The 12,270-nt window shown below is 71.6% G+C and carries 12 protein-coding genes; all 12 read right to left on the bottom strand.

The annotated features are described in order from the left end of the window. Window positions 1-10: 10 nt before the first annotated feature. The 12 genes from GSY65_RS32470 to GSY65_RS32420 all read right to left on the bottom strand — a co-directional run bounded on the left by GSY65_RS32470 (window position 11) and on the right by GSY65_RS32420 (window position 11,996). Window positions 11-1,078 carry a polyprenyl synthetase family protein gene (locus GSY65_RS32470; RefSeq protein WP_236580152.1) on the bottom strand — a complete coding sequence of 356 codons (1,068 nt, stop codon included), beginning with the start codon at window positions 1,076-1,078 and terminating at the stop codon, window positions 11-13. 59 nt (window positions 1,079-1,137) lie between these two features. After that, on the bottom strand, window positions 1,138-2,565 hold the full coding sequence (hpnE, locus tag GSY65_RS32465) for a hydroxysqualene dehydroxylase HpnE (RefSeq protein WP_159775245.1): 1,428 nt from the start codon (window positions 2,563-2,565) through the stop codon (window positions 1,138-1,140). Further along, entirely contained in the window at window positions 2,562-2,702 is a 141-nt protein-coding gene (locus GSY65_RS34795) for a DUF6380 family protein (RefSeq protein ID WP_380968907.1), read from the bottom strand. Before GSY65_RS34795 ends, hpnE begins: the two co-directional genes overlap by 4 nt. Next, window positions 2,702-3,652: a presqualene diphosphate synthase HpnD gene (gene hpnD / locus GSY65_RS32460; protein WP_159775243.1), complete on the bottom strand. Its 951-nt coding sequence runs from the start codon at window positions 3,650-3,652 to the stop codon at window positions 2,702-2,704. Before hpnD ends, GSY65_RS34795 begins: the two co-directional genes overlap by 1 nt. Next, window positions 3,649-4,551 carry a squalene synthase HpnC gene (gene hpnC, locus GSY65_RS32455; RefSeq protein WP_159775241.1) on the bottom strand — a complete coding sequence of 301 codons (903 nt, stop codon included), beginning with the start codon at window positions 4,549-4,551 and terminating at the stop codon, window positions 3,649-3,651. The genes hpnD and hpnC overlap by 4 nt, the downstream gene beginning before the upstream one ends. Window positions 4,552-4,956: 405 nt before the next feature. Then, entirely contained in the window at window positions 4,957-5,724 is a 768-nt protein-coding gene (locus GSY65_RS32450; protein ID WP_159775239.1) for an ABC transporter ATP-binding protein, read from the bottom strand. Beyond that, on the bottom strand, window positions 5,717-6,646 hold the full coding sequence (locus GSY65_RS32445; RefSeq protein ID WP_159775237.1) for an ABC transporter permease: 930 nt from the start codon (window positions 6,644-6,646) through the stop codon (window positions 5,717-5,719). Before GSY65_RS32445 ends, GSY65_RS32450 begins: the two co-directional genes overlap by 8 nt. Before the next feature lie 96 nt (window positions 6,647-6,742). Then, complete coding sequence (locus tag GSY65_RS32440; RefSeq protein WP_443043281.1) at window positions 6,743-7,615, bottom strand: glycosyltransferase family 2 protein; 873 nt, start codon at window positions 7,613-7,615, stop codon at window positions 6,743-6,745. 8 nt (window positions 7,616-7,623) lie between these two features. Then, window positions 7,624-8,352: a CDP-alcohol phosphatidyltransferase family protein gene (locus tag GSY65_RS32435; protein WP_159775233.1), complete on the bottom strand. Its 729-nt coding sequence runs from the start codon at window positions 8,350-8,352 to the stop codon at window positions 7,624-7,626. 28 nt (window positions 8,353-8,380) lie between these two features. Further along, a complete protein-coding gene (locus tag GSY65_RS32430; RefSeq protein ID WP_107461799.1) occupies window positions 8,381-9,445 on the bottom strand; it encodes an iron-containing alcohol dehydrogenase family protein in 1,065 nt (354 codons plus the stop codon). Then, the gene (locus tag GSY65_RS32425; protein WP_159775231.1) at window positions 9,433-10,185 is read right to left on the bottom strand and encodes a phosphocholine cytidylyltransferase family protein; all 753 of its coding nucleotides are present in this window, start codon (window positions 10,183-10,185) and stop codon (window positions 9,433-9,435) included. Before GSY65_RS32425 ends, GSY65_RS32430 begins: the two co-directional genes overlap by 13 nt. Continuing rightward, window positions 10,182-11,996 (bottom strand): DUF5941 domain-containing protein, encoded by a 1,815-nt coding sequence (locus tag GSY65_RS32420; protein WP_159776633.1) that lies wholly within the window; start codon window positions 11,994-11,996, stop codon window positions 10,182-10,184. Before GSY65_RS32420 ends, GSY65_RS32425 begins: the two co-directional genes overlap by 4 nt. Between the last annotated feature and the right edge of the window lie 274 nt (window positions 11,997-12,270).

The following is a 12,270-nucleotide window of genomic DNA, read 5'->3' as shown; positions in this document are numbered from 1 at the left end:
TCGGCGGCGGTCATCTCTTCCGTACGACGACGAAGTCGGCGAGCGCCGCGAACTGGTCCCGGACGTGCTCGGGCATCCGGATCGAGTCGAGCGCCTCGATGGCGACGGCGTGCTGGCGGCGCGCCTCGTCGGCGGTCCACTCCCGGCCGCCGGCCTGCTCGATGAGGGCGGCGCGGGCGGCGAACTCCGCCTCGGAGAAGTGCGCGAAGTCGCTGCTCTTGGCGTCGGCGGCGAGGAGTTCACCGAGCCGTTCGGAGGCGGGGCCGCCCGCCGCGAGCGCGGCCACCACGGGCAGGGACTTCTTGCGCTGGCGCAGGTCGCTCCAGGTCTGCTTGCCCGTGGAGACCGGGTCGCCCCAGATGCCCAGCAGGTCGTCGACGGCCTGGAAAGCGAGCCCGAGGTGGTAGCCGTACTTCTCCAGGGTGTCGGCGGTGCGGTCGTCCGCGCCGCCGAGGACCGCGCCGATGGAGCAGGCGCAGGCGAGCAGGGCGCCGGTCTTGTTGCCCTCCATCTCCAGGCACTCCTCGACGGTGACCCGCTCGCGGTGCTCGTAGGAGATGTCCTGGGCCTGTCCGTCGATGAGCGCGCGGGTCGCCGTGGTGACGCGGCGGGTGGCGCGGGCCGCCTCGGCGGTGCCGAGTTCGAGGAGGATCTCGTTGGCGAGGACCATCAGGGCGTCGCCGACCAGGATGGCCTGGGCCGGGTCGTACGCCTTCCAGACGGTGTCGCGGTGCCGGCGCTGTTCGTCGCCGTCCATCAGGTCGTCGTGCAGCAGCGAGAAGTTGTGCACCAGCTCCACCGCGACCGCGCCCGGGATGCCGACCTCGGGGGCGGCGCCGGTGACCTCGGCGGACAGGACGGCCAGCGCGGGGCGCACGGCCTTGCCGCCGTCCCCGGCGGCCGGGTTGCCGTGGGTGTCGATCCAGCCGAAGTGGTAGGCCGCGACGGTGTTCATGGGGGGCGCGAGCCGCTCGATCGCAGCCCGCAGCACGGGCGTGGCCAGGGTCCGCCCGCGCTCCAGGAGCGCGGTCACGTCCACCGCGTCGGCTGCCGTCGCGGCCGGGGGCACAGTGGGCACAGTCTCTCCTCTAGTTGCGGTGCCGAGAGTGCGGGAACCGTTCGGGTGTGCTTCGAGCGTCACGCTGCCTCCTCGTGGGCGAAGAGGTGGTTCCGGGGTCGGCCCAGAGCGGTGAGCGCGGCGTCCGCCGCGCTCACTCCGCTGCGGACCGCACTCTCCATGGTCGCGGGCCACCCGGTGGCGGTCCACGCTCCGGCCAGGTACAGGCCGGGTGCCTTGGTGCGGGCGCCGGGCCTGAGCCGTCCGACGCCGGGGGTGGGAGCGAAGGTCGCGGTGCGCTCCCGGGTCACGAAGAAGTCCTTCACCCGCGCGTCGCGGGTGCGGGGCAGCAGCCGCTCCAGTTCGGGGAGGTAGCGCTCGCGGAGCGCGGCGACGGGCTGGTCGATCTCGTGGTGCGCGGCCGACTGCGACAGCGCCAGGTACTGGCCCTCGCTCAGCCCGGACGCCTCGGTCCGGTCGAACACCCACTGCACGGGCGAGCCGAGCGCCGCGAAGAACGGGCGGCTCAGCACGGTGCGGTCGTACACCACGTGGACGTTGAGGATGGGCGCGGTGCCGATCTCCAGCAGCCGCTCGGGGCGGTCGAGCGCGCCCGGCGGGAGCAGGTCGTACGCCTCGCGCTGCGGTACGGCGAGGACGACCGTGTCGGCGTGGAGGCTCTCTCCGGGCACGTCGACGCGCCAGGCGCCGTCCTCGCCGGCGGAGAGGGCGGTGACGCGGGTGCGCAGTTCGGTGCGGACGCCCGCGGAGTCGAGGGCCTTGCGGGCGAGCCGGTCATGGAGTTCGCCGAGCGGGACGTGGGCCCAGCCGATGTCGGCAGCGCCGGGGTCGGACAGCAGTCCCGTCCTGAAGACCATCGCGGCGAGCCCCAGGGAGGCGTCCCGGGCGACCGCGTTGAGGGTGGCGACGCCCACGAGGTCCCACAGCGCCTCGACGGCGCGCGCGGACTGGCCGTGCGCGGCGAGGAAGCCGGCGAAGTCCCGCTCGTCGAGCGCCGGGTCGTCGGGGTCGAGCGCCTGGAGCGCGAGCGCGGCCCGCCCGACCTTGGCACGCTCGGCGAGCGAGAGGTGCGGGTACGTGGCCAGGCTGCGCCCGAGGTGCAGGGGCACGGGCAGCGCGTCGCGCCGCAGCCGTCCGAGCCGCCGTCCCGGTCTGCCGTCCGCGTCGAGGACGGGCACGTCGAGACGGTTCTGCAGCGGGGCGAGCGCGGTGGCGTCGATCCGGTCGAGGAACCAGCGGTAGGCGGTGCAGCAGCGCAGGTACACGTGCTGTCCGTTGTCGACGGTGAGCGTGCCGCGCTGGAAGGAGAACGCCAGTCCGCCGAGACGGGGCCGTCCCTCCAGCAGGGTGACCCGCACCCCCGCGTCGGCGAGGGCGAGGGCGGTGGTGACGCCCGCCAGTCCGCCGCCGACCACCACGGCCGTGCTGCCGGGCCCGCCGGTACGGTGCACGCCCGGTGGGCGTCCGGTCTGTGCCGAGTCCGTCATCGCGCACCCTCCCCTGCCGGTCCGCCGGGGCGAGGGAGCGGTCCGCGGCAGGCCGTCGCAGTCAGGGACGCCCCCGTGTCGCGGAGGGTTGCATACCGCTTGCCCCTGATGAGGTCGACTTGGTGCAGATCGTCCATCAGACACGCCTCCTGACGGCCCGTCGGGGCACATGGCGGGAGTCCAGACCGGACAGTCCGCGCACCGCGACATAGGCCTTCTCGTGTCCGGGCAGCGAGACCCGGCCGCGCAGCACGGCCGTCGGCTCACGCTCGATGCGGTCGAGCAGCCGCCGGTAGATGCCCGCCATGGCGGCGACGCAGGCGCCGCTGCGGCGGTCCAGCATGGGCAGCAGGCGGTATCCCTCGGCGAAGAGGGCGCGGGCCCGGCGCACCTCGAAGTGCACCAGACCCGCGAAGTCGGAGTCGACCGGCGGGAGCGGCCCGGAGAACCCCGCCGAGCAGCCGAACTTCGCGAGGTCGTCGCCGGGCAGATACGTTCTGCCGCCCTGGGCGTCCTCGCGAACGTCCCTGAGGATGTTGGTGAGTTGGAGGGCGAGACCCAGGGTGTCGGCGTACTCGGGCGCGCGTTCCGCTCCGCGCGCGGCGGGTTCGGTGCCGAAGACGCCGAGCGAGAGGCGACCGATGGCGCCGGCGACACAGCGGCAGTAGACCTTCAGGTCGTCCCAGGTCTCGTACGTCTCGCCGCGTACGTCCATGAGGACGCCGTCGATGAGTTCGTCGAGGGCGTCGAGCGGGACGGGGAAGCGGCGCGCGGTGTGCGCCAGCGCCACGAGCACGGGGTCGGTGTCGTCCTCGTCGACGGTGCCCGTGCGGATCCGGTCGAGCAGCGACCGGGTCTCCTCCAGCCGGGCGGCCTTGACCTCGGCCGCGAGCGCGCCGTCACCGATGTCGTCGACGCGCCGCGAGAAGGCGTACAGCGCGGACATGGCGCGGCGCTTGGGCGTCGGCAGCAACCGGATGCCGTAGGCGAAGTTGCGGGCCTGCTGTCCGGTGACTGCCTCGCAGTAGCTGTAGGCGGCGAGTACCGGCGCGGACGCCTGTGGTTGCGACTCCACGGTCCGGATCACCCCTTTCCTCGCAGGGTCGCGCCCACGTCGCGCAGCAACCGGAGCCTGCCGGGCTTGGGTGGGCCGGGAAGTACGTCGTGCTCGGCGGCGGCGATCGCGTGGAGGGCCGCCCTCCCCCCGGCCACGAAGCCCGCGAGGAGCAGCCTCAGCCGGCCGTGGACGCTGCCCACCAGCGGGGCGCCCTGGTCCAGGAGGTGCCGGGCGCGTTCCGCCTCGAAGGCGATCAGCGCGCGCACCGACGCGCCCGCGGTGGGCGCGGCGAGGTCCGCCTCCTGGACGTGGAAGCGCTTGAGGTCCTCGGCGGGCAGGTAGACGCGGTCGCGGCGGAGGTCCTCGGCCACGTCCTGGAGGTGCTCGACGATCTGCAGCGCGGTGCAGATCGCGTCGGACAGCCGGGTCCGCTCGGGGGTGGTCGTGCCGGTGACGGCGAGCACCAGGCGGCCCACGGGGTTCGCGGACAGCGCGCAGTAGGCGAGCAGGTCGTCGTAGGTCTCGTACCGCGTGACGAGCTGGTCCTGGCGGTTGGCCGCGATCAGGTCGAGGAAGGGTCCGGGGCCGAGGCGGTGGCGGTGGACCGTGCGCTGGAGGGTGCGGAGCAGCGGGTGGCCGGGGGTGGCGTCGAAGACCTTGCGGAGGTCGGCCTCGAAGGCGTCCAGGAGGAGGAGGCGGTCCTCGGCGTCCCGCGGGGGCACGCCCAGGAGGCGGGCGTCGGCGCCGCCGGGGGCGAGGTCGCCGTCACCGATGTCGTCGACGAGGCGGGCGAAGCCGTACAGCGCCATCAGGTCGGCGCGCCAGGCCCGGGGCAGGAAGAACGGCGCGACGGGGAAGTTCTCGGCCGCGGCCTTGTCAAGGGTGTCGCGCTCCGGGTCACCGGGGCGCGCCGTCCCGCTTTCGGTCACCGCTCGTCACCCGGCGCGGGGACGGCGGAAGCGTTGTTGAGCTGGGGAGTTTCCGTAGCCATGGCCGTCACATCTCCCGTTCTACACTGCCGACCCAAGACGCACTATTTCGGACACGCCGCCCGATCGTCAGCGTGTGCGGCGGATGCCGGGTGTCGCGCATTATGGACCCACTTGCCGCGATTCGGCACCGGTACAGCTTACGTTCTACAACGTCCCCTGCCCCGGCGGGGTGTCCCGCGCATCACAAGAACGCACCGATCGCACCCAAGATTCCTACGAGCAGCCGGAGTTGACTGTTCCTTGCCGGAGTTGGCGGTTCCTTTGCGGACGCCGTGTTCCCGCCGCCTCCGCAGACGCCGGGCCCCACCGGAGCAGTTCCGGCGGGGCCCGGGCGGAGGCGGACTACTTGCCCGTGAACGTCTCGTACTCCTTCAGGACCTCTTCGGTCGGTCCGTCCATGCGCAGCTCGCCGCGTTCCAGCCACAGGACCCGGTCGCAGGTGTCCCGGATCGACTTGTTGTTGTGGCTGACGAGGAAGACCGTGCCGGCCTCCTTGCGCAGCTCGCGGATGCGGGCCTCGGAGCGCTTCTGGAACTTGCGGTCGCCCGTGGCGAGGGCCTCGTCGATCATCAGGACGTCGTGGTCCTTCGCCGCCGCGATGGAGAAGCGCAGCCGCGCCGCCATGCCCGAGGAGTAGGTGCGCATCGGCAGGGTGATGAAGTCGCCCTTCTCGTTGATGCCCGAGAAGTCGACGATCTCCTGGTAGCGCGCCTTGATCTGCTCGCGGGACATACCCATCGCGAGGCCGCCCAATATGACGTTCCGTTCGCCCGTGAGGTCGTTCATCAGGGCGGCGTTGACGCCGAGGAGGGAGGGCTGGCCGTCGGTGTAGACCTTGCCCTTCTCCGCGGGGAGCAGGCCGGCGATGGCGCGCAGCAGGGTGGACTTGCCGGAGCCGTTGGAGCCGATGAGGCCGATGGCCTCGCCCCGGTAGGCGACGAAGGAGACGCCCTTGACGGCGTGCACCTTGCGCACGCCCCGCTCCTCGCCGCGCTTGATGATGCGGCTCAGGGCGGCCGTCGCGCTGCCCTTGCCGGTCTTGGCGCCGTTGACGCGGTAGACGATGTGCAGCTCGTCCGCGATGACGGTGGGCACTCGGGTCTCAGCCACGGCCGTACCTCTCCTCCGCCTTCCAGAAGTACACGAAGCCGCCGAGCGCGACCAGCGCGGCCCAGCCGCCCGCGACCGCCCACACGTGCGGGGGGAGGTTCTCGGAGCCGTAGCCGTCGATGAGCGCGAAGCGCATCAGGTCCATGTAGATGGCGGCCGGGTTCCACTGGAGGACGTCGGCGATCCACTGGGGGTGGTCGGCGAGCATCACCGGGATGGAGAACATGACGCCGGAGGCGTACATCCAGGTGCGCATCACGAACGGCATCAGCTGGGCGAGGTCCGGGGTCTTGGCTCCCATGCGGGCGAAGACGAGGGCCAGGCCGGTGTTGAAGCAGAACTGGAGCGCCAGCACCGGCAGGATCAGCAGCCAGGACAGCGACGGGTAGCTGCCGAAGCCGATCGCCACGGCGAACATCACGATCATCGAGAACATCAGCTGCTGGAGCTGCTGGAGCGCGAACGAGATGGGCAGCGAGGCGCGCGGGAAGTGCAGCGCGCGCACCAGGCCCAGGTTGCCGGAGATCGCGCGGACGCCCGCCATCACCGAGCTCTGGGTGAAGGTGAACACGAACACACCCGTGACCAGGAACGGGATGTAGACCTCGCGGGACATGCCGCGGTCGGCGTTGAGGATCAGGCCGAAGATCAGGAAGTACACCAGCGCGTTCAGCAGCGGGGTGGCCACCTGCCACAGCTGGCCGAGCTTGGCCTGGCTGTACTGCGCGGTGAGCTTCGCCTGGGAGAAGGCGAGGATGAAGTGGCGCCGCCCCCACATCTGGCGGACGTACTCGGCGAGTCCGGGCCGGGCGCCGCTCACGGACAGCCCGTACTTCGCGGCCAGTTCCGCGGCGGAGAGCCCGTCGTCGGGCGACGGGCGGTCGCTCACCGCGAGCCTGCCGTCATGCGTTGTCTCACTCACAAATGGATACTTTCGTCCTCAAAGTGCGCAGCCTGGTCGGGCCGAGGCGAAAACCTGGGACCGGGTACCGCCGCATGCTCTCAGATATCGAGCTTGTCAGATGACGGGAGGTCGTCCCAGTCGGGTCAGCCGCCACACCGTACGCCACTTCATGGGCCGGCGGGGACCGCAGGGATTCGTCCAGCCTTCCTTGAAACCGCCGAACCAGGCTTTCAGCGCCGGGCCCGAGGGCTTGCGCAGCAGCGTCAGCAGCAGCCAGACGCCCAGGTAGACGGGGACGAGCGGGGCGGGCAGGTTGCGGCGCGCGAGCCAGACGCGGTTGCGGGCGACCATGCGGTGGTAGACCGCGTGCCGGGAGGGCGCGGTCGTGGGGTGGTACAGCACCATGTCGGACCGGTAGTCGATCATCCAGCCCGCGTCGAGGGCCCGCCATGCCAGGTCGGTTTCCTCGTGTGCGTAGAAGAACTCGTCCGGGAGCCCGCCGACTTCGGCGAGGACCCGGGTCCGTACGGCGTTGGCGCCGCCGAGGAACGTGGTGACCCGCGAGGAGCGCATCGGGTCCGAGGCGCGCAGCCGGGGCACGTGGCGCCGCTGGGTCTCGCCGGTCTCGGGGTCGGCGATGCGGAAGCTGATGATGCCGAGCCGGGGGTCGGCCTCGAAGGCGGCGCGGCACAGTTCGGCGGTGTCGTGGTGGGCGAGCAGACCGTCGTCGTCCAGGAACAGCAGGACGTCGACGTCCCGGCCGCCGGGGCCGAACGCCTCGATGCCGACGTTGCGGCCGCCGGGGATGCCGAGGTTCTCGGGCAGATCGACCGTCCGGACGCCCTCGGGGACGTCCGGGACGGGTGCGCCGTTGCCGACGACGACCACCTCGACCCGGTCGCCCTCCTGCTTGGCGACCGAGTCGAGCAGGGCGCGGAGTTCGTCGGGGCGGTTGCCCATGGTGATGACGACCGCGCCGACCTTCATGCCGCCGCTCACTTCAGCCTGCTGGAGGCGAGGATGGACACCAGGTGCAGCAGGGTCTGGAGCAGGGCGATGCCGGCGAGGACGGCGACGCCGAGCCGGGAGTAGAAGAGGTCGCCCCGGAGTTGGTCGACGATCGCGAGGACCAGGATCAGCAGGGATGCCTCGACCCCGAGGATCAGCCGGTGGAACTTGAGCGCGGCGGCGGCCCGGCGGGCCAGTGCCATGCCGGAGGAGCGGGGCACCGAGGCCGACTCCTGGACCGGCGGCTTCCCGGTCTGGTGGCGGGCGACCCCGACGAGGTCGGTCTCCGCCTTGATCAGGATGGCGCCGAGCGCGGCGAGGGTGCCGAGGAAGGCCCACAGCCAGTCGATCCGGCCCGTGCCCCACAGGTCGGCGGCGCGCAGACCGAAGCCGACGAGCACGGCCGCGTCGCACAGGTAGGCGCCGACCCGGTCGACGTAGACGCCGGCGATGGAGTACTGCTTGCGCCAGCGGGCGATCTCCCCGTCGACGCAGTCGAACAGCAGGTACAGCTGGACCATCAGCACACCGAGGACGGCGCCCCAGATGCCCGGGACGAGCAGCGCCGGGGCGGCGAGGACGCCGAAGACGGTCATCAGGTAGGTCAGCTGGTTGGGCGTGACCCGGGTGTTCACCAGGTGCCGGTCCATGCGCAGGGAGATTTCGCGCATGTAGAGCCGGCCGGCCCAGTGCTCACCGCTCCGCCGGTCCTTCACCCCCGGGGGGTGGACGACCGGTCGGAGCTCAGCTACCGATGGCTTTGGCATAGTCGGCGTATGCGTCCTTGATCTGCTCGGTGCTCAGTTCGAGGTGCTCGAGGATGGTGTAGCGGCCCGGCCGGGTCTGCGGCGCGAACTCCACGACCTTGACGAACTCGTCGATGGTGAAGCCGATCTCCTCCGGAAGCACGGGCAGCCCGTGGTGCCTGAGGACCTCGGTCATCTGACCGGCGATCTCCTTGTCGCCCCGCAGGAACGTGGCGAAGGCGCCGCCCAGTCCGCACTGCTCGCCGTGGAGGGCGTTGCGCTTGGGGAAGCTGAGGTCGAAGGCATGGCTGATCTCGTGGCAGGCGCCCGAGGCGGGACGGCTGTCGCCGGCCACGGACATGGAGATCCCGCACAGTACGAGGGACTCGGAGAGGGTCGTGAGGAAGTCGTCGTCGCCGATGCCGCCGGGGTGGCGGAGCACGGCTTCGGCGGCCTGGCGGGCCATCGCGGCGGCCAGGCCGTCGACCTTCTCGCCGGTCTCGCGGCTGGACAGCTCCCAGTCGGCCACGGCGGAGATCTTGCAGATCACGTCGCCGATGCCGGCCCGCACGAAGCGCACCGGGGCCTCCCGGATGACATCGAGGTCGATGACGATCCCGATGGGGTTCGGCACACCGTAGGAGCCGCGGCCCGCGTCGTTGTCGAGGGTGGCGACCGGGGAGCACAGGCCGTCGTTGGCGAGGTTGGTGGCGACGGCGACCAGCGGCAGGCCCACCCGGGCAGCGGCGTACTTGGCACAGTCGATGACCTTGCCGCCGCCGAGCCCGATCACGGCGTCGTAGTGACCGCCCTTCTTGATCGAGTCGGCGAGCCGTACGGCGCCGTCGATGGTGCCGTCGGCGTCGCAGAACCAGTCCGCCTCCGGCAGCGCGGGCGCGAACCGCTCGCGCAGCGCCTGGCCGGAGCCACCGCTGATGGCGAAGGCCATCCGGCCCGACGGCGCGATGCGCTGGTCCGACAGGATCGTCGCCAGGTCATCGAGCGCGCCGGGACGGATGTCCACGACGACCGGCGAGGGGATGAGCCTCGTCAGTACTGGCACGCGATCTCACGTCCCTTGGCGAGGTCGTCGTGGTTGTCGATCTCGACCCACTTGACGTCACCGATCGGCGCCACGTCGATCTTGAAGCCGCGGTTGACGAGCTCCTGGTAGCCGTGCTCGTAGAACTGCTGCGGGTCGGTCTCGAAGACCGTCTTCAGCGCGTCGGCCAGCTCGTCGGCGGCCTCGCCCTCGATGAGGGTGACGCCGATGTACTCGCCGGAGGCCTCCGCCGGGTCCATCAGCTTGGTGATCTTCGTCATGCCCTTCTCGGGGTCGACGACGACCTTCATCTCCTCGTCGGCGAGCTTCTTCACCGTGTCGATCGCGAGGATGATCTTCTTGCCGTTGCCGCGCTCGGCGAGCAGGGTCTTCTCGACGGAGACCGGGTGCACGGTGTCGCCGTTGGCGAGGATCACCGAGTGCTTGATGGCGTCACGACCGCACCACAGGGAGTAGGCGTTGTTCCACTCCTCGGCCTTGTCGTTGTCGATCAGGGTGATCTTCAGGCCGTACTTCTGCTCCAGCGCCTCGCGGCGCTCGTAGACGGCCTCCTTGCGGTAGCCGACGATGATCGCGACCTCGGTCAGGCCGATCTCGGCGAAGTTGCCGAGCGTGAGGTCGAGAACAGTGAGGCTGTCCTCGTTCCCCTCGGGACCCACCGGCACCAGAGCCTTGGGCAGGGTGTCGGTGTAGGGGCGAAGACGCCGTCCGGCGCCGGCCGCCAGCACGAGGCCGATCATGCGGGTTCTCCTTCATCGTGTACGGCGGGTGCGCCGGTCTGGTGGGCGGTCACCCAGAAGCGGATGCTCTCGAGGAGCACCACGAGCGCCACGGCCACGGCGAGCACCGTGAGCGCGACCTGGAAATCTGTGGGCGCGAGCAGCGCGGCCAGGACGGTGACCAGCAGCGTCCTGCCTTCGTGACCGCCGATCACCCGCACCAGCCACCGCGGCGGCGCGCCGGCGTCACCGCGGATGCGGTACACCGTGTCGTAGTGATGGTAGGCGACGGCCGCCACCAGCCCGAAAGCCGCAGGAAGGGCTCCGTTCACGTCGGCCTCGGCCGCCAGGAGCAGTACGGTGCCGTACTCGGCCGCCCGGAACAGCGGGGGAATCAGCCAGTCCAGGGCGCCCTTGAGGGGCCGGGCGACGGCGTCCGCCGAGACCAGGACGTACACGGCGGCGGCGAGGACGACGGGCAGGCCGGGCCCGTCGAGCCAGGCCGTGAGCAGCAGCACGACGGCACCGGCGAGGACCAGGAGCTTGGCGAGGACCGGGTAGCGGCTCGGCATGACGCGGGCGAGCGCCTCGGCCAGGGGGCCGCTGTCGGCGAGGTCGGCCAGCGCCCGTGCCGCCCGGTCGGTGCGCTGCGCCTTGCGGTTCAGCGAGCGCAGTACGCGCCCGGCCGTGGTGTAGGTCGCGGCGAAGGCGCAGCCGACGAGCAGGGCGTAGAAGGTGATCCGGGGGGTGGTGAGCGCCGTGAGGACGGCGATCATCGCCCAGCGCTCGCCGATGGGCAGCACGATCATCCGGCGCACCCACACCGTCCAGCCGACGCTGTCGAGCCGGTCGGAGAGGGCGGCGGTGGGGCTGGTGTTGCCCGTGGCGGCCGGATCCCCGGCGTTCGCCTCGTTGAAGGAGAAGTCGACGACGTGGCGGCAGGTCTGGAGGACCATCGCGGCGAGGGCGAGCCCCCAGACGTCGTCGCCGCCGCGGGCGGCGCCGAGTGCGAGGCCCGCGTAGTAGGCGTACTCCTTGGCGCGGTCGAAGGTCGCGTCGAGCCAGGCGCCGAGGGTGGAGTACTGCAGTGAGTAGCGGGCCAGCTGGCCGTCGGTGCAGTCGAGGACGAAGGAGAGGATCAGGAGCAGGCCGGCGGCGACGAATCCGCCGCGGGTGCCGGTGGCCGCGCAGCCCGCCGCGATCAGGGCGGTGACGAGCGAGGCCGTGGTGACCTGGTTGGGGGTCAGGCCGCGGCGGGCGCACCAGCGGGCGATGTAGCGGGAGTACGGGCTGATGAAGTGCGTGGTGAAGAAGCCGTCGCGGGACTTCACGGCCGTCCGCAGCCGTACGGCCTCGTCGTCGACGGCGGCGACCGCCTGGCGGGCCTCGTTGCGGGTCTGCGGGTCGGTGGGGACGACGGCGACGAGGGCGCCGAGGTCGGGCCGGTGCAGGGGGACACCGTCGGCGTCGAGGGCGGCGACCACGCGGTCGGCGACGCTGTCGAGGGCGACGGCGGTGCTGCCGCTCGCGGCGGAGCCCTCGCGGGCCAGTGCGCGGGTGAGGGCCTGGCGGGCGGCGGGCCGCACGGTCACGGCGCCGGGCAGGGCGGCGGCGTCGAAGCGGGGGTCGGTGAGCCCCAGGCGCAGCGCGTGCACGTGCCCCACGAACCGGGCGTCGACGATCGCGACCCGCTGACCGGCGGGGACGGTGGCCAGGAGCGTCTCGGCGTCACCTGCGTCGGAGGCGACCCGCACGTCGAAGCCGAGCGACCGCAGATCGCCCTCCAGCGACGATCCGGGGACCGGCTGACCGGTGAGGATGGCGGTCGACAGACGAACTCACTCCCTGGGTGCCGACGCGACCGCGCCGGGCATGTGCGTGGTGGGGACGCCCCGGCCCGCAACGGCCCGGCGGCGTGTCGGCAGAGGTTATCGGATGAAGGGAAACGAGGATTCACCGCCCGTTCACGGCCCGATCAAGTGGGCCTGCTGGGCTCCGCCGCGATCATCATCGGGGATCCGGGGGCCACGCCACAAACTCCGGTTCACATATCGGCTGATAGGCGATATGCGGGTGCGCCGACATATCGACGCACCCGGATCAACA

The organism is Streptomyces sp. HM190, assembly GCF_009857135.1.
GTDB lineage: Bacteria > Actinomycetota > Actinomycetes > Streptomycetales > Streptomycetaceae > Streptomyces > Streptomyces heilongjiangensis.
Note: the sequence above shows the minus strand (reverse complement) of the source record. Positions and strands in the feature narration are given on the sequence as shown.